This is a genomic window from Lutibaculum baratangense AMV1 (genome assembly GCF_000496075.1).
Taxonomy (GTDB): Bacteria; Pseudomonadota; Alphaproteobacteria; order Rhizobiales; family Tepidamorphaceae; genus Lutibaculum; species Lutibaculum baratangense.
Genome location: NZ_AWXZ01000037.1, coordinates 96,602 through 120,777, shown reverse-complemented (window position 1 = coordinate 120,777; position 24,176 = coordinate 96,602). Strand labels below are relative to the sequence as shown.

Here is a 24,176-nt window from a genome sequence, read left to right as displayed (position 1 = left end):
AAAACATCCCCCCAAGAACAGCACCACGAGCCACAAAAAGCCCCGATCCCAATAGGAACGGGGCTAAACGCGTTCGCGGCAAAGCCAAGCGCCTGACCGAGAAGCGGCAAGCTCGGCAGGTGGTGCCGCAGCTGCGTGGCCGACGGGGTGCGAGGTTCCCCGCGCGCAGTGGAGCCCCCAGCAGCTCGGAGGGCCGATGGTTTGCCGTGCCTCCTTCACCGTCGCGCCGTCGACCGGCCACTTCGGCGTTCGCAGCGTTCTCCGCCATCCTTGCAGGCGCGGGGGCGAGCCTTGCCCGCATCCGTGCCTTCGATCGCGTGTCGACGAGGATCGCGGTCCTCGTCCGCAGGCATTCTCCCGGAGCCCCGCTGACAAATCTGTGGGGGAGCTGGCCTCCGCCTTCGCAGACAGCCCGAGCATCGATCCGCGTCCGCCGCGAGAGGCCGTTCGCCGTCTCAGCCGCGGGGCGGCTCGCTCAGCGCCTCAGGCCGCCTGTCCCGCCGCACCGGCCTCGACGCCGCCGAAGAACAGCGCCGCGACGAGGTCGGACTGGGTGATGATGCCGGCGAGCCGGCCATCCTCGTCGACGACGGGCAGGTGGTGGACGCCGGCATCGGCCATCAGCGGAACGAGCTCCGCGATCGTCGTGTCGAGGCGCGCGGCGCGTGCGGGCCGTGTCATGATGGCGTCGACGAGGATGCGGCTCGAGAAGCCGCGGAAAATCCCCTGCTCGAGCCGCCGTGCCTTGCCGAGCGCGGGAGCGCCCAGCCCCGAGCCGACCATGTCGAGGAAATCGTTCTGGGTGACGATCCCCTGAAGATGACCGCGTCCGTCGGTGACGGGCAGCGCCTTGATCCGGTGCGCCTTGAGGAGGCGCCAGGCGTCCTGCAGCGTGTCCTCGGGCGTCACCGAGGCCACCTTTCGCGACATGATGTCGGCGCAGGTGAGGGCGCCGGCGCGGCGGCGATAGGCCCGGAACTCCGTCTCGTGGAGGATCGCCGCGAGGTCGTCGCGGTCGACATCGATGATCTCGTCATGCCGCCTGAGGACGGCATCGAGATCGTCGAGCGTGAAGCCCACCCGTTCGCTCGGCGGCGGGTTCGAGAGGCCCGGCCGTGCCTGCGCATCGGCGAGGCGCCGGTGGGGGTAGGGGCGTCCCGTCAGGTTGTTGTAGGCGACCGCCGCGGCGAGGAGCACGAGCGAATTCAGCCCCACCGGCGCCAGCGCGAAGGCATAGCCGAGCTCCGGCACGGACGGGGCCGTCAGCGCGGTGACGATCGCCACGGCGCCGCCCGGCGGGTGCAGGCAGCGCAGCGCGAACATGAGGGCGATCGCCAGACCGACGGCTGCGGATGCCGCGAGGAAGGGGTCGGCGATCCACATCCGGCAGGTGATGCCGACGAGCGCCGCCGAGACGTTCCCGCCGACCACGGACCAGGGCTGGGCGAGCGGGCTCGACGGCGCCGCGAAGAGGAGGACCGCCGAGGCGCCCATCGGCGCGACGAGCAGCGGCACCTCCGTGCCGGGCCCGAGGACGAGCCGGGTCACGAGGGCCGTCGCCAGGATGCCCGCGAGCGCACCGGCGGCGGCGCGCAACTGTTCGGCGTGGCTGACCGGCCCGAGATTGGGCTTCAGGCGTCGAATGAGCTGGCTGAGCAAGCGCGCCGGCGGCGCCTGCCGCCCCTCCCGTTGCGTCTGCTCAATCGATTAGCAGTCCCCTTGCCCAGATGCGAGGCATATGGTGCCAAAATGGGCGGAACGGGCGCAACATCCGAGCATCGCGCCCCGCATCGCCGCGAGACATCGCGGCCTTCCGCCTCGGCGGGCCGGCGTTGCGGCGATCGGCTCACCTCTCCCGCGTCAGCCGAGAGTCTCGCGGATCGCCTCGTCCGTCGCGGCCACGACCCGGTCGGCCTCCTCGCGGCTGAGGCAGAGCGGCGGCGCGAAGCCTATGATATCGCCCTGCGGCATCGCGCGGGCGATCACGCCCTTCTTCGCCATCGCGCCGACGACGGCTGGCGCGACCCTGTTCGGCGGGTCGAAGAAGGTGCGGCTCTGCCGGTTCTCCACGAGCTCGACGGCGCACAGGAGCCCTTCGCCGCGCACCTCGCCGACATGGGCGTGGTCGCCGACGCGTTCCTCCATCCTTTCGCGGAAATAGCGGCCGGTCTCCCGGGCGTTGTCGAGGAGGCCGAGCTCGTCGACGAGCTTCAGGTTCGCGACGCCCGCAGCGGCGCCGATCGGGTGCGCCGAGTAGGTCCAGCCGTGGCCGATCGGCCCCAGCTCGTCGGTGCCCCGCATCAGCACCTCCCACATCCGGTCGGAGACGATCGAGCCGGAAAGGGGCGCGTAGGCGGACGTCAGGCCCTTCGCGATCGTGATGAGGTCGGGCTTCAGGCCGTAGAAGTCCGAGCCGAACATGGTCCCGAGCCGGCCGAAGCCCGTCACCACCTCGTCGGCGATCAGCATGATGTCGTGACGCTCGAGGATCTCGCCGACGGCGGCCCAGTAGCCCGCCGGCGGCGGCACGATCCCGCCGGTGCCCAGGACCGGCTCGCCGATGAAGGCCGCGATCGTCTCGGCGCCCTCGCGCAGGATCATCGCCTCGAGCTCGCCGGCGAGATAGGCGGTGAACTCGGCCTCGCTCATGTCGGGGTCGGGGCGGCGGTAGTGGTAGGGCGCCTTCGTGTGGAGCACGCGGTCGAGCGGCAGGTCGAACTTGTTGTGGAACGTCGAGAGGCCCGTCAGCGAGCCCGACATGAGGCCCGAGCCGTGATAGCCGCGATCCCGCGAGATGATCTTCTTCTTCCCGGTCCGGCCGAGGATGTTGTTGTAGAACCAGACGAGCTTGATGTTCGTCTCGTTCGCGTCGGAGCCGCCGAGCCCGAAATAGACCTTCGACATGTGCGCGGGCGCCCGCTCGACCACCATGTGCGCGAGCGTGATCGAGGCTTCCGTGCCGTGGCCGACATAGGCGTGGTAGTAGGCGAGCTCCCGCGCCTGCCGGGCGATCGCCTCCGCGACCTCCTGGCGGCCATAGCCGATGTTCACGCAGTAGAGACCGGCGAAGGCGTCGAGCAGCCTGTTGCCGTCGCGGTCGGTGATGTAGACGCCTTCGCCGCCGGTCACGATGCGGTTCGGCGCCTCGCCGCGCGCGAACTGCGCCAGGTGCGTCGAGGGATGGAAGAAGCTCTCGCGGTCCCACTGGTCGAGCTGGTCGTTCCTGAGCATGTCCTGCACCTCTTTCGATCATGCGCCTGTCCGCTGCACTCCGGGTTAGCACAGGAGGCGGAGAGACGGAAAATCCCGGGCTTCAGGCGGGCGCTTCGTGCTGCCCGCCGACGCTCATGTCGCCGACCCTGACCGGCTCTCCGGCCACGACCGCCGCGAACTGTGCCATGTCGACGTTGCGGCCGGACAGGATGAAGGCCGTGGGGCCCGAAAGCTCTAGCTTCCCGGCGAGCAGCGCCGCGTGCCCGGTCGCGGAGGCACCCTCGGCGACGAGCCTGTCGTCGTGGAAGAGCGAGCGCATGCCCCGGTAGATCTCGTCTTCCGTCACGAGGATCACCTCGTCCACGAGGTCGCGGCAGAGCGCGAAGGTGTGGCGGTTCCTGAGGCCGATGCCGCCGCCGAGCGAATCGGCGAGGGACGCCACCTCCTCGGTCTCGACGGGCCGGCCGGCCCTCAGGCTCTCCGCCATCGCAGCGCCACGGTCCATGGACACGCCGATCATCCGGATGCGGGGCTTCATCGCCTTCGCCGCCGCGGCGATGCCGGCCATCAGCCCGCCGCCCGACAGCGGCACGACGATGGCCTCGAGGTCGGGCCGCGCGGCGAGGAGCTCGATCGCGATCGTGCCCTGGCCGGCGATCACGTCCTCGTCGTCGAACGGCGGCACGGCGGCCATGCCGTTCTCGGCGACGAGCCTCTCGACCTCGCGCTGCGCGTCGTCCTGCGAGCGGCCGACCCGCCGCACCTGCGCGCCCAGCGCCTCGATCGCCTTCGCCTTCGTGTCCGGCACGAGCGCGGACAGGCAGACGATCGCGCGCGTTCCCATGGCCCTCGCCGCGTGGGCGACGGCGCGGCCGTGGTTCCCGGTCGAGGCGCACACCACCCCCCGTTCGCGCTGGTAGGGGGCGAGCCGTGCGATGGCGTTCGTGGCGCCGCGCAGCTTGAACGCGCCTGTCGGCTGCAGCGTCTCGAGCTTCAGGAGCACCTCCGCCCCCCGGTCCGACAGTTCCGACCGGACGAGCGGCGTTTCCGGCACGCCGTTCTCGCGGATCGTCCGCAGCGCATCGTAGATCTGCGAGAGCCCCGGCATCGCCAAACTCCGGCCTGGTCGCGGCAGGAGCAGCGATTGACGCGCCTGCGCGAGTGGTTTCCCCTTCGGCGGACGAGGATGGACGCGCAATGCCCGGCGGATCAACCCGCCGCGCGCCGACGAGGAGCATCGACCAGCCGTGCCAGATGGAGTGACACTCCCCTTCAGCCGCGACGAATACGCGATGCGGCTCGCCAAGACCCGGCGCGCCATGGAGGCGCTCGGCCTCGATGTCCTCGTCGTGGTCGATCCCTCGAACATGGCGTGGCTGACTGGCTATGACGGCTGGAGCTTCTACGTCCACCAGGCCGTCCTCGTCTTCCACGACCAGGATCCGATCTGGTGGGGGAGGCGGCAGGATGCGAACGGCGCGCGCCGCCGGGTCTATATGTCCGACGACCGGATCATCGGCTATCCAGACGTCTATGTTCAGGCGCGGGACCGGCATCCGATGGACCATCTGGGCGGCGTCCTGGCCGAACGCGGATACACGCGGGCCCGCATCGGGCTCGAGCTCGAGAACTACTACTTCTCCGCGGCGGCCTATCTCGCGCTCCACAAGATCCTGCCCGACGCGACCGGTGTCGACGCCACCGGCCTCGTGAACTGGCAGCGGGGCATCAAGTCGCCGGCCGAGATCGTCTTCATGCGGCGGGCGGCGAGGATCGTCGAGCGCATGATGCGGGCGGCGATGGACAAGATCGAGGTCGGCCTGCCGAAGAACGAGCTCGTCGGGGAGATCTACCGCGTCGGCATCGAGGGCGCGGCCGAGGCGGATGGCGCGAAGTTCGGCGGCGACTATCCGGCGATCGCCCCCCTGCTGCCGTCGGGAACGGACGCGGCGGCGCCGCACCTGACCTGGGACGACAAGCCATTCCGCGAGGGGGAGGGGACGTTCTTCGAGATCGCCGGCTGCTACTGGCGCTATCACGCCCCGCTCTGCCGCACGGTCTTCCTCGGCAAGCCGCCCGAGCACATCCGGCAGGCCGAGGCGGCCCTCATCGAGGGGCTCGAGGCGGGTCTCGACAAGGCGCGGGCCGGCAACCGCGCCTGCGACGTCGCGAACGCGCTCGCCGACGTGCTGAAGCGCTACGGCATCGAGAGGTCCGACCGCTGCGGCTATCCGATCGGCCTCTCCTATCCGCCCGACTGGGGCGAGCGCACGATCTCCTTCCGCGACAGCGACGAGACGGTGCTCGAGCCGGGAATGACCTTCCACTTCATGCCGGGCCTCTGGATGGACCAGTGGGGGCTCGAGATCACCGAGAGCATCCTGATCCGGGAGAGCGGCCCGGCCGAGTGCCTGGCCGATTACCCGCGCGAGATCTTCGTGAAGCCGTGAGCGGGCCGGTGCTCGACGAGACGCGGCGCATCCTCGGCGACCTGATCGGGTTTCCGACCGTCTCGGCCGACGGCAACCTCGCGCTGATCGCCTATGCGTCCGCCGCGCTCGACGCGATCGGCGCCCATACCCGCACGACGCTCGACGCGTCGGGCACGAAAGCGAACCTCTTCGCGACGATCGGCCCGGACACGGATGGCGGCATCGTGCTCTCGGGCCATACCGACGTCGTGCCGGCCGATGGCGAGTGGACGGGCGACCCCTTCGTCGCCCACGAGGAGGGCGGCAGGATCTACGGACGCGGCGCCTGCGACATGAAGGGCTTCATCGCCTGCGCGCTCGCGATGGCACCGGCCTTCGCGGCGACGCGCCTCGAGCGGCCGGTTCATTTCGCCTTCACCTACGACGAGGAGGTCGGGTGCTTCGGCGCCCGCGCCCTCGTGGAGGCCCTCCGGGAGTGGAGCGTCAAACCCTCGACCTGCGTGATCGGCGAGCCGACGGGCATGCGCATCATCGAGGGGCACAAGGGTTGCTACGAGTACACGACCGCCTTCACCGGCTCGGCCGGCCACGCCTCGGAGCCCGACCGCGGCGTCAACGCGATCGCCTATGCCGGTCGCTTCCTGGCGAGGCTCGCGGAGACCGGCGAGGCGCTGAAAGGCCGTGCTCCCGCGAAAAGCCCCTTCGTCCCGCCATGGACCACGCTGCAGGCCGGCGTGATCCGGGGCGGCACGGCGCGCAACGTCATTCCCGATCACTGCGAGGTGGAATGGGAGATGCGCCCCGTGACGGCGGCGGACGCGGATTTCGCGCTGTCGGAGATACGGCGGTGCCTCGAGGGTGAGCTGTCGCCGGAGATGCGGGCGCGCCATCCCGGCGCGGGAATCGTGACGCATGTGGTGGGCGAGGTCGACGGGCTCGAGCCGGTCGCGCCTTCCGAGGCGCTCGACCTCGTGCGCGAGCTGACGGGCGGCAACGCGGCCGACGTCGTCTCGTTCGGCACGGAAGCGGGGCTCTACCAGAAGGCCGGCATCTCCACGGTGGTGTGCGGGCCGGGCTTCATCGAGCAGGCGCACCGGCCGGACGAATATGTCTCGCTCGACCAGCTCGACCTCTGCCTTCAGATGCTCGACCGGCTCGCGGGGAAGCTCTCGCGCCGAAGCTGAAACGCCCTGCTCGGAGCCGACGTCAGCGGGCGCGCCCGAATGCGGCGAGCCCGATCTTCTTGCCCTCTCCGTCGGCCGCGACCGCGACGCCGACCTCGGTCAGGCCCGGGGCGAGGAGCACCTCGCGCTGGCGGCTCGTGCCGAGCCACTGCTCGACGAAGTCGCGCGCGTCGGCCGTGGTCGGCTTCGTGCCGCAGCCGCCGCATATGCCGATGGCGGTGGAGAAGCCGGAAAAGCGGGCGCGCGTCTCGTCGGACAGGGCCCCGACGAGGGCGTTCATCGATCCCGGCTCGAAGCGCCTCGCGCCCGGCTCCGGCAACATCGCGCTGGCGCCGCGACGGAGCGCGTCGCTAGCCTGGAGCGGGGACACGCCGGCCGAGCGTCGGGCCTCGTTGATCGCCTGCACGGCGGCGTTTTGGATCTCGGAGGCCGAGGCCTCAGTCTCGGAACCGCCGTTCGACGAGCCGGGCCCGGAGAAGGTCTGCACCGCATGGACGCGACCATCCTCGCCGGCGATGCCGAAGCCGAAGCGGTCGATGCCCTCGCGCAGGATGTTCTCGCGGTGGCCGGGGCTGTTCATCCAGCCGGTCTCGAAGCGCTCCACACGATCTGCCGAGACGTCGCATCCCCTGCAGGTGGCGATGTTTTCCTGCACGAGGCGCCACTTGTTGCCGCCGGCGTCGAGATAGCGGTCCTGCACGCCCTTGCCGCCAGGCGAGACGTGTCCGTAATAGCCGCGCGAGAGCTGGTCGCTCGCATGCGACTGGGCGATCCGGTTCAGCACGTCGTCCTGCCGGAGCGGCGGTAGCCCGTGCTGCGACCGGTCGGCGTTGACGAGCTCCAGCGCCTGCGCCCGGAGCGATGCCAGGTTGTCCGGCCTGCCGGCCTCGGAACCAGGCAGCGAAGCGAAGGAAATGCAGCCGCTCAGGAGCACCGCGAGCCCTCCGGCGGCCACGGCCTTGCCGGCCTCGCTTAGACGCCTCTGCGTTCGAGCCATCATGTCCTTGATCCCAGCTGCGAAGGTTCGGCGGCACCCGCATGGGCGGATCGCGAAACGCGCCCGCGATGCCGCGGCGAATCGGAAAATGAAAAGCGCCCGGTCTTGGGGGGGAAGACCGGGCGCTATCCGCAATGTTGCATGCGGTCCGCCGAGAGGGACTTCGGCGGGCGACGGCGACCCGGTGAGACGGGGGGCACGACCTGAAGGACGCCGTCGTCGATGACAGGCAAATGGGGAAGAGGCCGTTTCGGTTCAAGCCGGGCCGGACGTGTCACGCGAATGTGACTTGAATCCGCCTGCCGCCGCTCAGTTCTGGAGGATGATCTCCTCGACGATCCTGAACGCCTTGCGGTCGACCGAGGCGTTCGCGACGGTCTCCCCGAGCACCACGGTCGTCTTCAGGCCCTGGACGTCTGTGATGGTCCAGCGGTCGAGCTTCACCGCGAGCGGATCGAAGTTCAGCGCGAGCTCGCTCCGCGCGCCGGCCTGTCCGCCCTCGACGATGACGGTCGTGAGGTTGTCGCTCGCATAGACCGCCTTGATGTCGGCGTCGGCCAGAAGGTCGATCTTGTCGTCGAGAATGAGCTTCAGGGGCGTCGTCGAGAGAGGGTACTTCTCCGTCGTCTTCAGCTTGCGATCCTGCACCGCGAGCCAGAAGCCGTCGGCGATCACCTGGAGCTGCGAGGGCGGGGCGTATTCGAAGCGCAGGCGGCCGGGCTTCTCCAGGACGAAGCGCCCTTCCGTCACGCGGCCGTCGGGGCCCTCCTGTGTGAAGCTGCCCTGCAACGTGACGACGCCGCGCAGCCAGGTGTTGAGCTGCTCGATCGCGGCGAGCTGGGCCGGCGAGAACTGCGAGGCGTCGGTCCTGGCGAGGCCCGGCGCGGTGGCGGCCCAAGTGATCAGGACAGTCGCGGCGATCGTGGCGAAGAGACGCGGCATCGGCCTTGGCTCCGTATTGGTCGTCTCGGGGTTCTTGAAGATGCGGTGTCGTCGGATTCTCCGGCGAAACGATGTCCGCCGAAGCTCCCTCATTCGTCCTGCTCGGCGCCGGTGAGCACCTCACGCTGGCCCTTGGAGTTCGGCCGCGAGATGATGCCCTCGTCCTCCATGCGCTCGATGAGCGTCGCGGCGCGGTTGTAGCCGATCTGCAGCCGGCGCTGGACGTAGCTCGTCGACGCCTTGCCGTCGCGCACGACCACCTGCACCGCCTTCTGGAAGAGATCGTCGGCCTCGCCCGACTGGCCCATGCCCGTCATGTCGAAGACGGTCGAGCCGTCGTCGCCGCCGCCCTCCTCGTCGGTGATCGCCTCGAGATATTCTGGCGTTCCCTGCTCCTTGAGGTGGGCGACGATGTCCTCGACTTCCTCGTCGGAGACGAAGGGCCCGTGGACGCGCTGGATCCGCCCGCCGCCCATCATGTAGAGCATGTCGCCCTGCCCGAGGAGCTGCTCCGCGCCCTGTTCGCCGAGGATCGTGCGGCTGTCGATCTTCGAGGTGACCTGGAAGGAGATGCGGGTCGGGAAGTTCGCCTTGATCGTGCCGGTGATGACGTCGACGGAGGGGCGCTGCGTCGCGGTGATGATGTGGATGCCCGCCGCCCGCGCCATCTGCGCCAGCCGCTGGACGGCACCCTCGATGTCCTTGCCCGCGACCATCATCAGGTCGGCCATCTCGTCGACGATGACGACGAGATAAGGCATCGCCTCGAGGGGCATCTCCTCTTCCTCGTAGACGGGCTCGCCGGTCTCCCTGTCGAAGCCCGTCTGGACGGTGCGGACGATCGTCTCGCCCTTCTTCGCGGCCTCCGCGACACGGGCGTTGTAGCCGTCGATGTTGCGGACGCCGAGCTTCGACATCTTGCGGTAGCGGTCCTCCATCTCCCGGACCGTCCACTTGAGGGCCACCACCGCCTTGCGCGGGTCGGTCACGACGGGAGACAGGAGGTGCGGAATGCCGTCGTAGATCGACAGCTCGAGCATCTTGGGGTCGATCATGATGAGCTTGCAGGCCTCCGGCGGCAGCCGGTAGAGCAGCGACAGGATCATCGTGTTGACCGCCACCGACTTGCCCGACCCCGTCGTGCCGGCGATCAGCAGGTGGGGCATGCGGGCGAGGTCGGCGATCACGGGCTCGCCGCCGATCGTCTTGCCGAGGCACAGCGGCAGCTTCGCCTTGGAGCTCTCGAACGCCTCCGACGCCAGGAGCTCGCGGAGATAGACCATCTCGCGCGTCGAGTTCGGGAGCTCGATGCCGATCGCGTTCCGCCCCGGAACGACCGCGACGCGCGCCGAGATCGCGCTCATGGAGCGGGCGATGTCGTCGGCCAGCCCGATGACGCGGGACGATTTCGTGCCGGGCGCGGGCTCGAGCTCGTAGAGGGTGACCACGGGCCCGGGGCGGACCTGGATGATCTCGCCCTTCACGCCGAAATCGTCGAGGACCGTCTCGAGCATGCGGGCGTTCTGCTCGAGCGACTGGGAATCGCCGCCCGGCCGGTTGCGGGTGACCTTGGGCTGGGCGAGGAGTTGCAGCGGCGGCATCTCGTAACCCGGGCTCGGCAGGAGCGAGTGCTGCGCGCCGGCGGTCGCCCGTCTGCCCTGCTTGAGCCGCGCCTTCGACGTCTGCACGCGCGAAGGACGCTCGACGTCCCGTTCGACCTGCGGCTCGTCCTGCCAGTCCTCCTCGTCCTCCGCGCCAGGCTCGGCCGTGGCGGCGCGGCGACCGGAGGTGCGCCCCATCTGCGGCTCGACGCGGCCGGCATGCGAAGGCGTCTCCGCCTCGTCGATCGAGCGCAGCACGCGAGAGAGGCTCGGCCGCCTCTCGGTGCGCTGCGACCGGCGGCGCAGCGCAGCACGCAGCGACAGCCACCAGTGGGTGATGGCGCCGAGCGGCATGAACCGACCCTGCGGCTCTTCCGCGTCGTCCTCGTCCCATTCCTCATCGTCGCGGCCGCGGCCATGGAAGGCCGGTTCCACCTGGCGCCGGCCACCGTCGTGGCGGACCGGCGGGCGCCGCCGGAAGAGGCCCGTGACGGGCAGGTCGCAGGCATGCCCGACGAGAAGCACGGCACCGAGCGCCGCGACGAGGCCGGTGGCGATCTCGCCGAACGGGCCGAGGACCGGCGACAGGAAGTAGCCCGCGAGGAAGAGTTCGGCGTCGCCGACATAGCCGCCGAGCCCCGTCGGCAGCGGCCAGCCGGGGCTCGGCGGGACCGCGGCCATGGCGGCGGCCGCCAGGAAGGTGCCGCAGACCGCCGATAGAGCGCGCGTGCCCACGAGCGTCACCGGCCGGTCGCGCATCAGACCATAGGACCACACGAAGAGTGGGAAGAGCAGGATGGGCGCGGCGAGCCCGATCATCTGCATCAGGAAGTCGGAGACGACCGCGCCGGGAAATCCCAGCAGATTGGTCGGTTCGCGGTCGCTCGCATGGCTGTAGCTCGGATCGGCCACCGACCAGGTGGCGAGCGCCACTCCGGCTGCAGCCACGAAGCCCAGAAGCGCCGCCCCCAGCGCCTGCGTCGTGATCCGCTCCGCCACCTCGCCGAGCCGGCGGAGGAAGCTGCGTTCGTCTGGATATGCGTTTGTCGCGTCCATGGTCCATCCGTGCGGGCACACCCCCAAAAACCGGGCCCGCGACAGAGAACGCTAGTGAACTGAGGTTAAGAGGCCTTTAACCAAGATCCGGTGGTTGCGGCATGAAAAAAGGCCCGGGCGGAACCCGGGCCTCGAGTTGGCTCTGGGAGGTAGACGTGGTGGTCAGAAACGCTGGCTGCCGCTCGCGGCGAACTCCGGATAGGCCTCGACGCCGACTTCCACCCGGTCGAGGCCCAAGACCTCGTCCTCGCGGGAGACCCGGATGCCCATCGTCGCCTTCAAGACGCCCCACACGACGAGCGCAGCGACGAAGGTGAAGACGCCGTAGGCGAGGATGCCGACGATCTGGGTGCCGAAGCTCGCGTCCGCGTTCGAGAACGGGACGACGAGCGTGCCCCAGATGCCGGCCATGAGATGGACCGGGATCGCGCCGACGACGTCGTCGATCTTCAGCTTGTCGAGAAGCGGCACCGCGAAGACGACGATCGCGCCGCCCACGCCGCCGACGATGACGGCCCAGAGGATGCTCGGAGCGAGCGGTTCGGCCGTGATCGAGACGAGGCCGGCGAGCGCGCCGTTCAGCGCGAAGGTGAGGTCGACCTTGCCGTAGATCACCTGGCTCAGGATCATCGCGACGATCACGCCGGAGGCTGCCGCGGCGTTCGTGTTGACGAAGATGCGGGCGACGGAGGAGGCGTCCTCCATCGTGCCGAGGGCGAGCTGCGAGCCGCCGTTGAAGCCGAACCAGCCGAGCCAGAGGATGAACGTGCCGAGCGTGGCGAGCGGCATCGACGAGCCGGGGATCGGGTGGACCTTGCCGTCGACATACTTGCCGTGCCGGGCGCCGAGCAGGATCGCGCCGGCGAGCGCCGCCCAGCCGCCGACCGAGTGGACGATCGTCGAGCCCGCGAAGTCGGAGAAGCCCATCTCCGAGAGCCAGCCGCCGCCCCACTGCCAGGAGCCGGTGATCGGATACATGATGCCGGTCAGGATGGCGGTGAAGATCAGGAAGGGCCAGAGCTTCACGCGCTCGGCGACGGTGCCGGAGACGATCGACGCCGTGGCGGCGCAGAACACCATCTGGAAGAACCAGTCGGACGCCGCCGCATAATCGCCGGTGTCGGCCGCGGGATCGGGCGTGACCCACCAGGTGAAGCTGCCGAAATAGCCGCCGTCGACGCCGTCATAGAGGATGTTGTAGCCGACGAGCCAGAACATGAGGCCGGCGATCGAGTAGAGCGCGATGTTCTTCAGGCACTGCATCGACACGTTCTTGGAACGCACGAGGCCGACTTCGAGCATGCAGAACCCCGCGGCCATGAACATGACCAGGAAGCCGCCCATCAGGAACAGGATCGTGTTGAACACGAAGGCCGTGTCTGCCGCGGCCGCCATCGCCGGAGCAGCCTCCTCGGCCGTCTCGACCGCCTCGGCGGCCTCCTGTGCGAGGGCGGGCTCGATCAGCGCTGCGAGCGGCAGCGCCAGGAGCGCCCAGGTGAACTTACGAGCAAGCGTCATCTCGTTTTCCTTCTGCGAATTTTCTCGAAGCTGGCTCACAGGGCGTCGACGTCCGTCTCGCCCGTTCGGATACGGACGGCGCGGTCGATGCCGTGGACGAAGATCTTGCCGTCGCCGATCTGGCCCGTCCGGGCCGCGCTGGCGATGGCCTCGACGACCGTGTCCGCCTGCTCGGCAGCCACGACGACCTCGATCTTCAGCTTGGGAAGGAAACTGACGGCGTACTCGGCGCCGCGATAGATTTCCGTGTGCCCCTTCTGCCTGCCGAAGCCCTTCACTTCGGTCACGGTCAGCCCCTGCACCCCCACGGCCGTGAGGGCTTCCCGGACTTCGTCCAGCTTGAACGGCTTGATGACGGCCGAGACAATCTTCATGTCGGCTCCTTGTTCTGCGGCGAACCCCTCGCGAACGATCCCCCCTCGGGATCGCGGCGATGACCCGTGTTCACGGGCCGTCGGGCTCCACAGAGAACAAGTGCCGTGCCAACCGGCGGTGAAACCCCGCAACCCGTTGGTGCCATTTCTCTTTCTCGCCGCCTGCCGCTTGTTGAGGCAGTGCGGGCGAGATCGTGTGTGGCTAAATATTAGGCAGAAGGCGCGAGGCGCTCAGGAAATGGGCGTCATGATTCTTTTTTCGGCGCGACCGGCCGGATGAGGCCCTCCTGGGCCACGGAGGCCACCAGCGTTCCGTCGCGCCGGAAGATCATGCCCCGGCTGAAGCCGCGCGCACCGGCGGCATTCGTGGAATCCTGCGCGTAAAGCAGCCACTCGTCGCAGCGGAAAGGCCGGTGGAACCACAGGGCGTGGTCGAGGCTCGCGGCCATCATGTCGGGATCGAACACCGCCTTGCCGTGCGGCAGGAGCGAGGTGTCGAGCAGCGTCATGTCGGAGGCGTAGGCGAGGATGCAGCGGTGGATCTGTTCGTCCGCCGGCAGCTCGCTCACGGCGCGGAACCAGATGTTCTGGGCCGGCTGCAGCGGCTTGCGCGAGACGTAGCGCTCGAGGCTGACCGGCCGGTACTCGATCGGTCGCTCCTGGGTGAGATACATCCTCAGGGCGGCGGGCAGCCGGTCGCCCGCCATCTCGGCCGCCTGTTCCGGCGAGGGCAGGTCCTCGGGCGCGGGCACGTCCGGCATGGGGGCCTGGTGGTCGAGCCCCGCCTCCTCCTTGTGGAACGACACCGACATCGAGAAGATCGCCTGGCCGTGCTGGATCGCGACGACGCGGCGCGTGGTGAAGCTGCCACCGTCCCGGATCCGGTCGACGTCGTAGATGATCGGCGCCTTGGGGTCGCCGCCCAGCAGGAAATAGGCGTGCAGCGAGTGCGGCCGTCGTCCGTCGACGGTCCGGGAGGCCGCGACGAGGGCCTGGCCGATCACCTGTCCGCCATAGACCCGGGGCCATTTCGTCTCGGGGCTGTGGCCACGGAACAGGTTGTGCTCGAGCTGCTCGAGATCGAGTATGCGGAGAAGGCCTTGCAGGGTATTGCTCATCGCGCGAACTTCCGGGACGGGATTGCGGGCCTCGGCCCATGAACGAAACCCGTCTCCGTTCACGGTGACGGACCTAACGGACGCGGAAGGTGAAGGGCCCATGAGCGCCAAGTCAAGACAGGTGCCGCAAGCGGACGTGATGATCGCCGGAGCGGGCCTCGCCGGGCGGGTGCTGGCGCTCTGCCTCGCCGAGGCGGCCGGCCGCGATCTCGACATACGCCTGATCGACGGCGCGCCTGGCCCCGGCGGGCACGACGACATCCGCGCCTATGCGCTGACCCCCGGGGCGAGGCAGATGTTCGAGATGCTCGGCGTCTGGCAGCGCTTCGAGCACGAAGTTCAGCCCGCGCACGAGCTGCGCATCGGCGACTGCCGCGCCGAGGAGATCATCCGGCCGATCCTTCTCAATCTGCAGGGCGACACGGAGTGGGGCGAACCGATCGCCTACTTCGTCGAGGCGCGCCACCTGGTCCGGGCGGTCGAGCAGGCCTGCGACGAGGCCTCGATCCGCCCGGCCTACGGGCGGCGCATCCGCGGCCTCGAGAGGGGGCCGCAGTCGATCGGTCCCTTGGGAGAGCCGCAGGCCGCGCGCCTCCTCGTCGGTGCCGACGGCGCGCGCTCCGCCGTCCGCCGGGGCGCGGGCATCGGGGCGGTCGAATGGCCCTACGAGCAGAGTGCCGTCGTGGCGATCCTCAAGGCCGAGATGCCGCACGAGGGCGCCGCCGTCCAGCACTTCCTGCCGAGCGGGCCGTTCGCGATGCTGCCGCTGCCGGAGGACAGGACCGGCCTCGTCTGGACCTTGCCGACGAAGCGGGCCGAGGCGGTGATGAGGCTCGACGCCGAGGCGCGCCGGCAGGAGATCGAGCGTGCCGCCGGGCCGGAGTTCGGCGCGATCGAGGTGGTCGAGGGGCCGCTGTCTTTCCCGCTGTCGCTCGTGCTCGCCCGCCGCTACGCGGCCGAGCGCGTGGCGCTGATCGGCGATGCCGCCCACCGCCTGCATCCGCTCGCCGGCCTCGGCCTCAACGTGGGCCTGCGCGATGCGGCGGCGCTCGCCGAGGTGGTCGTGGAGGCGGCGCGGCGGGGGGAGGATTTCGGCAGTCTCCACGTGCTCGAGCGCTACGCCCGCTGGCGCCGGCCCGACGCGGTGGCGATCGCGGCGGCGACGGACGGGCTCAACCGGCTGTTCGCCGCCGATTGGGGCCCGCTGCGCACATTGCGGGACGTCGGCCTCTCCCTCGTGGAGCGCGCGCCGCGCATCAAGGCGAGGCTGACGCAGGACGCCGACGGACGGATCGTGACGCCGCCGCGGCTCTTCACGGGGCTGCCGATCTAGAGCGGGATGAGGAGACGTGGGACCGGTTTGCCGCCCGCATCCCGCTCTGAACCACTTGAATCGAAGAGTTCATGATGTCTGGTCGAATCGGCCAGACATCATCGTGATCCAGCCTCGCTCTCGGGCAGGAAGAGCACGAGCTTCAGCGCGTGGAGCTCGAGCCGCCCCTCCGACCACAGGCCGCCGATCTCGACGATCATCACGCCGATGTCGTCGCCGGCGGGACCGGGCACCTTGAAGAACGAGGGGATCGAGACCGGATCCGTCTCACTGGCCGAAGCGTCGACCAGCGGTGTGAGATCGGCCGACAGCAGGGCGCCGGAGGGCAGGCGCGCCTCGAAGCTGCCGCCGCTGAGCCGACCCGCGCCGGCCGGCTGCGGCTGCTCGGGCAGGCTTGTGGGACCGATCGCCACCGCGTAGCCGGTGAGGTCGAAGGGCGAGGGATCGCCGGACGCGACGATGCCCCGCGGCCTCGCCGGCAGGGCGTCAGCGTCGATGCCGAGCTCCCCGGAGAAGGCTTCCCGCAGGTTCCGGCCGGGACCGACGATGACCGTCAGCGCCTCCGGGTTGTCGAATCGTGCGGCGAGCATGTCGATGCCTTCGAGCTCGGCGATCTGGTTCAGGATCGAGCGCGCCCGCCAGACGGGGCTGTCGTCGCCGCGCAGCCGCGTGGCGGAGGCTGCGGCCCGCAGCGCCGCCTCGTCCAGCGTGCGTCCGTCCGCCCAGCCCGATTGCCGGGCGAGCGTCACGAACTCGTCGGCCTGCGAGCGCGCGCTCATCGCCATGCCGCCCCAGGGGCCGAACGACCCGAGGACGACGAGCACCGCGAGGATGCCCGGTATGAGCCTGACGTCGCGCTCGAACCTCGGCCTGGCGAACAGGAGCGCCATGGCGCCGAGCCAGATCGCGATGAGAACGAGCGCGTAGCGCGGCGGGGTCAGCCCGTATTCCGAGATCCGGACATAGGCGGCGAAGGCGAGCAGGACGACCGGGACGATCGTCGCAGCGAACCACCAGCGCGTGAAGAACTGGACGAAGCGGCCGCCGTGGTTCCGCTCTGGGTAGAGCAAGAGCACGGTGAGCGCGCCGGCGACGCCGAAGGCGGAGACCATCCACCCGACCTGCCCCTCCGGCAGCCGCCACAGGAGGAGGATCTGCACGGTGTAGGCGAAGAGGATCACCGTGTAGGTCGTCAGCAGGGGCACGAGGATGAAGCGCGCCAGCAGCCGCACCGCCCGGTCGAGGAAGCGGTCGGGCTCGAGCTCGGATGTCTCGCCGAGCCGCGGGATCGAAGCGAGCCACATCAGCGGCGCGAGCAGGCAGAAGGAGAATGGGAAGACGACGTTCGTGACGATCTCCTGGAAGTCGATCCCGAACAGGATGTCGAGGCTCCGCTCGATCGCGAAGATGCCGATCGCGAAGGCGCCGGCGGCGAGAACGGCGATCCCCGCCGACACCCAGACGTTCTCGTTGAAGCGCCAGAACCGGTCGAGCGAGCTTTGCGGCCCGACGAAGCCCGCGACTCCGACGAAGACGAGGAGGCCCGCGATCAGCCCCGGTGTGAAGGCGCCGTAGGGAAGGGGCAGGAGGAAGAGCGTCGCCACGGCGAGGACGGCAAGGCCGTCGGCCACCATCCGGCGGGTGCCCTGCCATGACCGCCCCTCCGACAGGAGGTCCGCGCCGAGCGCCGCGAGCCCGGCTGCCACGAGCACCGAAAAGATCCGCTCGTCGGCCCCGGACAGGAGGGCGGAATCGAACTGGTCGAGCGACACCAGCACCGCGAGCAGCGTGGCGAACAGGCAGGGCAGGGGAAATCGCCGCAGCCCCCGGCCGAGATCCGGCGACAGCAGCGAGGCCAGGAACGACGTCCGCGGTGGCGTGGTCATGGGGTCGCGGGCGGGGCGGCCGGAAGGGATCTCAGTCCTCCAGCGGCCGTGCCTCCTCGCGCAGCATGATGGGGATGCCGTCGCGGATCGGGTAGGCGAGCTTCGCGGCGCGGCTGACGAGCTCCTGCCGGTCGCGGTGGTACTCGAGCACCGTCTTCGTGACGGGGCAAACGAGGATCTCGAGGAGCTTCGGGTCGATCGCGCGGGAGGTGGTGTCGTCCATTGTCTCGCTGCCGCTTGCCGTTACTGGAGGGATGAGCCGCTGTCGTCGTCGCCGCGGGCGAGTGCCATCTCCGTGACCGCGATCAGCACTTCGGCGCGCGTCGACAGGTCCTGCGCCTCGAGCAGGGCCTGCTTCTCGCGCACCCCATAGGGGCTCATCATCGACAGGGCGTTGACGAGCGTCTCGGTCGAGGCGCGCTTGATGGCATCCCAGTCGGTCTCCAGGCCGTTCGCGTCGAGATAGGCGCGGAACGTCGACAGGAGGCGCGTCCGGTCGACACCCTCCTCGCCGTGGCGCGGCTCGAGGTCGTCCACGAAGTCGGCGATGGAGATCCGGCACTGGCGGTAGGGTGTGCCCGTGTCGACCTCCTCCTGGACGCGGAAGCGACAGACGCCCGTCAGCGTGATGAGGTATCGCCCGTCGTCCGTCTCCTGAAAGGAGGTGATCCGGCCAAGGCAGCCGACATCGCTCAGGCGCGGCGGGTCTGTCTCCTCGCCGGGGCGTGGCTGCACCATGCCGATCACCCGGTCTCCCGCGAGCGCATCGTCGACCATCGCGACGTAGCGAGGCTCGAAGATGCTGAGCGGCAGCTCGCCGCGCGGGAGCAGGAGCGCTTCCGGCAGCGGGAAGACGGGGATGACGTTCGGCACGTCGGCCGGTCGCCTGGGGGATCGGTTCACCGCCAAGGACATCTCACGAGAAGAGGACCGAGGAGAGCTTGCGGCGGCCCGACAGGGTCGCCGGATCCTTCGGGCCCCATGCCTCGAAGAACTGCAGAAGCTGCTTGCGCGCGCCGTCGTCGTTCCACGCCCGGTCGCGGCGCACGATCTCGATGAGGTGGTTCACGGCATCGCCGCGGTCGCCGTGGGCGTTGAGCGCGAGGGCAAGCTCGAAGCGCGCCTCGTGATCTTCGGGATTGGCCTCGATGCGGTTCGCGAGTTCCGACAGGTCGCCGAGCGAGGCCGCCTGCTCGGCGAGGTCGAGCTCCGCGCGGGCCGAGGCGATCGCCGCGTCGCCCTGCTTGTCGGCCGGCACCGTATCGAGGGTCTGGCGCGCCCGGTCGAGCTCGCCGGCCCGCACCAGCGTCTTCGCCAGCCCGCCGAGCGCGGCCAGGTTCTCCCGGTTCGCCTGGAGCACCGCGCCGTAGGCTGCGGCGGCCTGCTGCAGGTCGCCGGCTTCGAGCGCCGCATCCGCCATCTCGAGAGCCTGCGCCTCGGGATCCTCGGCGCCGCCGTCGGGGCCGGCGAGCCGGTCGATGAACTGCTTCAGCTGGCTCTCCGGCAGCGCCCCCATGAAGCCGTCGACGGGGCGCCCGTCGACGAAGGCGAACACGGCCGGGATGGACTGCACGCCCATCTGCTGCGCGACGGCCGGGTGCTCGTCGATGTTCATCTTGACGAGCTTCACCTTGCCCTTCGCCTCGCGGACCACCTTCTCGAGCAGCGGCGTCAGCTGCTTGCACGGGCCGCACCACGGCGCCCAGAAGTCGACGAGCACGGGGACCTGCTGGGAAGCCTCCACCACGTCGGCCATGAAGCCCTGCGTCGTCGTGTCCTTGATGAGGTCGCCGCCGGCCGGCGCCGCCGCCTGTCCCGTCGAGAAGAGCTCCATGTCACCCCGTCCTTGTCTCTAGTGGCTGCCGCGGCTTGGCCTGCCGCGGTCGAACTTTCGCTGCAAGATGGGGCGCGCGGGCCCATTCTGCAAATGCTCCGGGACGCGATCGTCGCTCCCGCTTCAGCCGGCGTCGACCGTCGGCAGCGTGGCGACGAGCGGCGCGTGGTTCTCGGCCTTCAGAAAGGCGACGAGGTCGTCGCGGCCGATCGTCGTCGTCATCGTGTTGACGAGGGGGTGGAAGTTCAGCACCTCGTGGCCGAGAAGCTCGTCGGAGAGGACGACGCTCACCCGGCCGCCGGTGTCGTTGATGATCGCGAAGGGCGTGACCGAGCCCGGCACCACGCCCAGCACCTCCTCCATCAGTTCGGCCTTGCCGAAGCTCAGCCGCGCCGAGCCGATGGCGTCGGGCAGGCGCTTCAGGTCGACGGCGGCGTCCTCCGGCGCGACGACGAGCCACAGCCGGTCCTTCTTGTCCTTGAGGAACAGGTTCTTCGTGTGTCCACCGGGGATCTCGCCGCGCAGGGCCTGCGATTCCTCCACCGTGAAGAGCGGCGCGTGCTGGCGCGTCTCGACCTCGATGCCGAGCTCGTCCAGGCGGGCGAAGAGATCGTCGGGCGTGGCGGGCATGGGGTCCTCGAAGCGGCATTGGCGGGTTCGGCTGCCTCTCCTAGCCCCGTCGCACGCCCGTCACAAGTTTCGCCGATCAAGCCCCTTGCAATGCCCGTCCCCGTCGTGCATATACGGCCTCGCTCCGGCCGACACGGCCCGGACGCGACGGATGCGGGCGTAGCTCAGGGGTAGAGCACAACCTTGCCAAGGTTGGGGTCGTGAGTTCGAATCTCATCGCCCGCTCCAGTTTTTCTCCTTCGACAGAGACCGGGTAGAGACGGCCGCGCTGTGCGTCGGCCGTCGGCGTGCTGTCGATATGCCCGTCTCCGCGCCCGGCCGGGCACGTCGCAGCGGGCGGCAATCTCTCCGTGAAGACGTCCGCCGCACGGCCGGGCACGGTGTTCCTGCCTCTCAGTCTTGCTCCTGCGGCTCGCCCGATTTCGGCCAGTAGGTGCCGAAGCACCAGACATTGCCTTCGGGGTCGCGGCAGATGAACTCGCGGCTGCCATAGTCGCGGTCCGTCAGGCCCTGCTCGATCGTGGCACCCGCCGCTCCGGCTCTGGCGAACATCGCATCGACATCGTCCACGGCGACATAGACGGACTTGCCGCCGCCCGAGCCCGGGTCCCCGACGAGCGCGCCGTAGGGATCTTCGCGTGCCTGCCCCACCATGATCAGCGAAGAGCCGAAGGCGAGTTCCGCGTGGGCGATGTTGCCGTTCTCGTCGGCATACTCCACCCTGGGCTCGAAGCCGAAGGCCTCCTTCAGCCAGGCGGTCATCGCGGAGCGCAGGACGGCGAACCGCCGCCTGCGTCGCCGCGGCTTTCGGCCCGCTGAACCAGCACCTTGTCGATGCGGCGGCCGTCGAGATCGACGACCTCGAACTCCCAGCCCTGCCACACGAAGCTCTCGCCCGCCTCGGGAATGCGCTCCATGCGCTCCAGCATGAGACCTGCCACCGTCACGTAGCTTGCGTCCGGGTCGACGGCGATGCCGATGATCCCCTCGAGGCGGTCGACAGGCATGCGTCCGTCGAGAAGCCAGGATCCGTCCTTGCGCTGAACCGCCTCGGGGGCGTCGTCCCCCGGGCGCTCGGGCAGGTCGCCCGCGATGGCCGTGAGGATATCGTTCGGCGTCACGACGCCCTCGAACGCCCCGTATTCGTCGACCACGACCGCCATGTGCACGCTCGAGCCGCGGAAACGGTCGAGCAGCTTCAGCACCGGCAGGTTCTCGCTGATGTAGAGCGGCGTCTTCACGACGCGCTCGATGTCGTCCGGGCTCGGATGCGGGGGCAGAGCGATCAGGTCTTTCGCGTGGACGACACCGAGGAGGTCGTCCATGCCGCCGCGGGTGATCGGGAAGCGGGAGTGTCCGCTGGCGCGGATCTCCTCGAGAACCGTCGCCACGGGATCCTCGAGCGACAGCCATACGGTTTCGGTGCGCGGCACCATGATCGAGCGGACCGGCCGGTCGGCGAGGCGCAGAACGGCATTGATCATGTCGCGTTCCGCCGGCACGAAGACGCCGGTCCTCGCGCCCTCCGCGATCAGCGCCTTCACCTCCTCCTCGGACACGTCGCTGCCTTCGCGCGGGCGGACGCGCATGAGGCGAAGCACGAGGTTCGTCGAGATGCGGAGGAAGAAGACGATCGGCGAGGCGAGGCGCGACACGAAGAGCATCGGTGCCGCCGCGAAGGAGGCGATGGCCTCCGCATGGCCGAGCGCGAGGCGCTTCGGGACGAGCTCGCCCACGATCAGCGACACGTAGGTGATCCCGGCGACGACGAGGCCGAACGCGATCTCGCTCGCAACCGTCGCCGGCACACCCACCCCCGCCAGATGTCGAGCGAGAGGCTCCGCGAAGGCCGTTCCGCCGTAGGCGCCGGCGAAGATGCCGACGAGCGTGATCCCGATCTGGACGCTCGACAGGAAGCCCGTGGGGTCGTTCGCGAGACGGAGCGCGGTTGCCGCACCGCGATTTCCGGTGGCCGCCATGCGCTCGAGCCGCACCTTCCGCGCGGACACGATCGCGAGCTCCGACATCGCGAAGAAGCCGTTGAGCAGGATGAGGGCCGCGACGATCAGCAACTGCCAGAGAAGCATCGAAAAAGAGCTCTTCCGCCGCCGGTCGCGTGGGCCCCTTCACGCTCGGCAGCGGGACGATGGTCTGCTGGGGGCGGCCGCCCGATCGGCGACCGCCGCAGCAAGATAGGTGGCCGCCAGCCGTGCGGCAATGGCGGCGAATGGCCCGATAGCCCTACCTGCCGGCGCGGACGGCGCCGGCGTCTCTTCCGGATCGGGGAAGCGGCGTCAGTCGGACGCGTCGGATCCGTTCGGCCCCGCGTCGCCCTCGGCCGCGGCCGAGCTCAGGAGGTCGCCGAGCTCCGATGCGTCTTCCGGTTCGAACACGAGCCCGATCTGCTGGCCCGCGTTGCGCACGATCACCGCCACCTTGCCGTCGGGCAGATGCGTCACGCCCTGCAACTCCTCGATGAGGACGCCCTGGATGCCTTCTTCCGCCATGTCTCGCTCCGGCTCTGGGGTAAGAAGGGCCACCCCTACACGTCGCCGTCCGCGTGGCGCAACCCTGCGGGGGAAATTAGGGTCCGGCGACGAAAGGTCGACCCGTGGCGTCGCATGCGGCCTGCGCCCCGAGCTCCGCCAGCCGCTCGCGTGCCGCGGAGGGCAGGGGCGGCGGGGGGCTCTCTTGCGCGGCCTCGAGGAGAAGCCGGTCGCTCGCCGCCTCGATCCGGCCCTCGAGGTCGGCGATGAAGTCCATCCGCTCGAGGCCCGGCGGGATCGGCGGCAGGAACTCGATCACCGCCGTGCCGGGGAAGCGCCACGGGCTGCGGCGGGGCCAGAACAGTCCGGTGTTCAGCGCCACGGGAAGGCACTCGACGCCGCAGCTTTCGTAGAGATGCGCGATGCCGATCTTGTATTGCGGCGGCGCGCCCGGAGACCGCCTCGTGCCCTCGGGGAATATGATGACCTGGCGGCCCGATCGTGCCGCGTCGCGTGCCACGCGCGTCATCTCCTTGAGCGCCGCCGAGCGCTTGCCGCGCCGCACGGCGATCATCCGCATCCTCGCCGACCACCACCCGAAGAGCGGGATCAGGTTCAGCTCGTGCTTCAGGATGAAGGCCGGGTCTTCGAAGAAGGCGATCAGCGCGAAGGTCTCGAACACCGACTGGTGCTTGGCGGCGACGAGTGCCGGGCCGCTCCGCCGCCGCGATTCGCCGCGAACCTCGAGCTTCACGCCCCCCACGACGCGCAGGAGCCACACGCAGCTCTTCGCCCAGTTCGTCACGATCTTCATGCCGACCCGCCGGGGCAGGAGGAGCGCCGGCATGAAGACGATCATCTGCACGAGAACGTTGAGGTAGAAGAGCAGGTTGAAGAGTATCGAACGCACGATGACGACCGCTCCGGGCCGCCGTGCCGTGGCTGGCGCTGGCACGATCAGCGGTCTCCGATCGGCGGGGCTTCGGCGGCCGTCGCGGGCCGCCCGAACCTCAGCTTCGTCACGGCCAGGAGGTACTTCGCGTACTCGGAGACGAGGAGCCGTGTTGCCTTCGGGTCCCTCCACCACCGGCTCAGTTGCAGATGGTCGGTGACCACGGGGTAGGGGATGAGCCAGACGTCCGGCAACTCCCGGCGGATCTCCGTCAGGCTCCGCGGCAGGTGATAGGCGCTCGTGACCACGATGAGCGAGCGGTAGCCCCTGTCACGGGTCCAGTTCCGCGTCTCCTCGGCGTTGCCTGCCGTGTTGAGCGCGCTGTAGCCGAGGTCGACGCAGCAGCCGAAGAGTTGGTCGCGGTGCGGCTCCACCCGCTTCAGTTCGTCCTGGGTCGTGTCGGGATTGACGCCGCTGATGAGCAGCCGCGTCGCGCGGCCCTCGTCGAGGAGCCGCAAGGCGTCACTTATCCGCGCCGCGCCGCCGGTCAGCGCGACGATCGCGTCCGCCCGCTCCGGCAGGGCCGGCTTCTGGAGATCGGTGACGGTGCTCACGAAGCTCGCGAATCCCATCACCAGGATGCACACGCCCCCGGCGAGGGCGAGCAGCAGCCACCGCAT

At 69.6% G+C, this 24,176-nt stretch carries 22 protein-coding genes and 1 tRNA gene; 4 read left to right on the top strand and 19 right to left on the bottom strand.

Going from position 1 to position 24,176, the window contains the following annotated elements:
* Window positions 1-483: 483 nt before the first annotated feature.
* The 3 genes from N177_RS13900 to eutB all read right to left on the bottom strand — a co-directional run bounded on the left by N177_RS13900 (window position 484) and on the right by eutB (window position 4,321).
* Window positions 484-1,659, bottom strand: a complete 1,176-nt coding sequence (locus N177_RS13900) for an HPP family protein (RefSeq protein ID WP_023432997.1) — start codon at window positions 1,657-1,659, stop codon at window positions 484-486.
* A gap of 201 nt (window positions 1,660-1,860) precedes the next feature.
* Entirely contained in the window at window positions 1,861-3,231 is a 1,371-nt protein-coding gene (locus N177_RS13895; protein ID WP_023432996.1) for an aspartate aminotransferase family protein, read from the bottom strand.
* 82 nt (window positions 3,232-3,313) lie between these two features.
* On the bottom strand, window positions 3,314-4,321 hold the full coding sequence (eutB, locus tag N177_RS13890; protein WP_023432995.1) for a hydroxyectoine utilization dehydratase EutB: 1,008 nt from the start codon (window positions 4,319-4,321) through the stop codon (window positions 3,314-3,316).
* A 139-nt stretch (window positions 4,322-4,460) separates the two neighbouring features.
* On the opposite strand from eutB, the gene doeA reads away from it, so the two are divergent.
* Both doeA and argE read left to right on the top strand, forming a co-directional pair.
* The gene (gene doeA / locus N177_RS13885) at window positions 4,461-5,663 is read left to right on the top strand and encodes an ectoine hydrolase DoeA (RefSeq protein WP_023432994.1); all 1,203 of its coding nucleotides are present in this window, start codon (window positions 4,461-4,463) and stop codon (window positions 5,661-5,663) included.
* Complete coding sequence (gene argE / locus N177_RS13880) at window positions 5,660-6,829, top strand: acetylornithine deacetylase (RefSeq protein ID WP_244444285.1); 1,170 nt, start codon at window positions 5,660-5,662, stop codon at window positions 6,827-6,829. The genes doeA and argE overlap by 4 nt, the downstream gene beginning before the upstream one ends.
* A 22-nt stretch (window positions 6,830-6,851) precedes the next feature.
* Here the strand turns inward: argE and N177_RS20670 are convergent, their stop codons facing one another.
* The 6 genes from N177_RS20670 to tesB form a co-directional block, all read right to left on the bottom strand.
* Window positions 6,852-7,829 carry a CAP domain-containing protein gene (locus tag N177_RS20670; RefSeq protein ID WP_051402393.1) on the bottom strand — a complete coding sequence of 326 codons (978 nt, stop codon included), beginning with the start codon at window positions 7,827-7,829 and terminating at the stop codon, window positions 6,852-6,854.
* Between the two features lie 306 nt (window positions 7,830-8,135).
* Window positions 8,136-8,768: a LolA family protein gene (locus N177_RS13870; RefSeq protein WP_023432991.1), complete on the bottom strand. Its 633-nt coding sequence runs from the start codon at window positions 8,766-8,768 to the stop codon at window positions 8,136-8,138.
* Window positions 8,769-8,857: 89 nt separating this feature from the next.
* Entirely contained in the window at window positions 8,858-11,425 is a 2,568-nt protein-coding gene (locus tag N177_RS13865) for a DNA translocase FtsK (RefSeq protein WP_023432990.1), read from the bottom strand.
* A 162-nt stretch (window positions 11,426-11,587) separates the two neighbouring features.
* Window positions 11,588-12,943, bottom strand: a complete 1,356-nt coding sequence (locus tag N177_RS13860; RefSeq protein WP_040485821.1) for an ammonium transporter family protein — start codon at window positions 12,941-12,943, stop codon at window positions 11,588-11,590.
* Window positions 12,944-12,978: 35 nt separating this feature from the next.
* The gene (locus tag N177_RS13855) at window positions 12,979-13,317 is read right to left on the bottom strand and encodes a P-II family nitrogen regulator (RefSeq protein WP_023432988.1); all 339 of its coding nucleotides are present in this window, start codon (window positions 13,315-13,317) and stop codon (window positions 12,979-12,981) included.
* 245 nt (window positions 13,318-13,562) lie between these two features.
* Entirely contained in the window at window positions 13,563-14,435 is an 873-nt protein-coding gene (gene tesB, locus N177_RS13850) for an acyl-CoA thioesterase II (RefSeq protein ID WP_023432987.1), read from the bottom strand.
* A gap of 100 nt (window positions 14,436-14,535) precedes the next feature.
* Between tesB and N177_RS13845 the strand changes: the two genes are divergently transcribed.
* Window positions 14,536-15,768 carry an FAD-dependent monooxygenase gene (locus tag N177_RS13845; RefSeq protein ID WP_023432986.1) on the top strand — a complete coding sequence of 411 codons (1,233 nt, stop codon included), beginning with the start codon at window positions 14,536-14,538 and terminating at the stop codon, window positions 15,766-15,768.
* 98 nt (window positions 15,769-15,866) lie between these two features.
* Here N177_RS13845 and N177_RS13840 read toward each other — a convergent pair whose 3' ends face one another.
* The 5 genes from N177_RS13840 to N177_RS13820 all read right to left on the bottom strand — a co-directional run bounded on the left by N177_RS13840 (window position 15,867) and on the right by N177_RS13820 (window position 20,118).
* Entirely contained in the window at window positions 15,867-17,654 is a 1,788-nt protein-coding gene (locus tag N177_RS13840; RefSeq protein WP_023432985.1) for a DUF4153 domain-containing protein, read from the bottom strand.
* 31 nt (window positions 17,655-17,685) lie between these two features.
* Entirely contained in the window at window positions 17,686-17,877 is a 192-nt protein-coding gene (locus N177_RS13835; RefSeq protein ID WP_023432984.1) for a Trm112 family protein, read from the bottom strand.
* 20 nt (window positions 17,878-17,897) lie between these two features.
* Window positions 17,898-18,563 carry an LON peptidase substrate-binding domain-containing protein gene (locus tag N177_RS13830; RefSeq protein ID WP_040485820.1) on the bottom strand — a complete coding sequence of 222 codons (666 nt, stop codon included), beginning with the start codon at window positions 18,561-18,563 and terminating at the stop codon, window positions 17,898-17,900.
* Window positions 18,564-18,570: 7 nt separating this feature from the next.
* Complete coding sequence (trxA, locus tag N177_RS13825) at window positions 18,571-19,488, bottom strand: thioredoxin (RefSeq protein ID WP_023432982.1); 918 nt, start codon at window positions 19,486-19,488, stop codon at window positions 18,571-18,573.
* A 123-nt stretch (window positions 19,489-19,611) separates the two neighbouring features.
* Window positions 19,612-20,118 (bottom strand): prolyl-tRNA synthetase associated domain-containing protein, encoded by a 507-nt coding sequence (locus N177_RS13820; protein ID WP_023432981.1) that lies wholly within the window; start codon window positions 20,116-20,118, stop codon window positions 19,612-19,614.
* 153 nt (window positions 20,119-20,271) lie between these two features.
* Here N177_RS13820 and N177_RS13815 point away from each other — a divergent pair.
* A tRNA-Gly gene (locus N177_RS13815) sits at window positions 20,272-20,346 on the top strand.
* Window positions 20,347-20,511: 165 nt separating this feature from the next.
* Here the strand turns inward: N177_RS13815 and N177_RS13810 are convergent.
* The 5 genes from N177_RS13810 to N177_RS13790 all read right to left on the bottom strand — a co-directional run bounded on the left by N177_RS13810 (window position 20,512) and on the right by N177_RS13790 (window position 24,176).
* Window positions 20,512-20,880 (bottom strand): VOC family protein, encoded by a 369-nt coding sequence (locus N177_RS13810; RefSeq protein ID WP_023432980.1) that lies wholly within the window; start codon window positions 20,878-20,880, stop codon window positions 20,512-20,514.
* Window positions 20,877-22,205, bottom strand: a complete 1,329-nt coding sequence (locus N177_RS13805; RefSeq protein ID WP_023432979.1) for a hemolysin family protein — start codon at window positions 22,203-22,205, stop codon at window positions 20,877-20,879. Before N177_RS13805 ends, N177_RS13810 begins: the two co-directional genes overlap by 4 nt.
* Window positions 22,206-22,412: 207 nt before the next feature.
* Window positions 22,413-22,625 (bottom strand): hypothetical protein, encoded by a 213-nt coding sequence (locus N177_RS13800; protein ID WP_023432978.1) that lies wholly within the window; start codon window positions 22,623-22,625, stop codon window positions 22,413-22,415.
* A 76-nt stretch (window positions 22,626-22,701) separates the two neighbouring features.
* Complete coding sequence (locus N177_RS13795; protein WP_244444284.1) at window positions 22,702-23,559, bottom strand: lysophospholipid acyltransferase family protein; 858 nt, start codon at window positions 23,557-23,559, stop codon at window positions 22,702-22,704.
* Between the two features lie 2 nt (window positions 23,560-23,561).
* Window positions 23,562-24,176 (bottom strand): YdcF family protein, encoded by a 615-nt coding sequence (locus N177_RS13790; RefSeq protein ID WP_023432976.1) that lies wholly within the window; start codon window positions 24,174-24,176, stop codon window positions 23,562-23,564.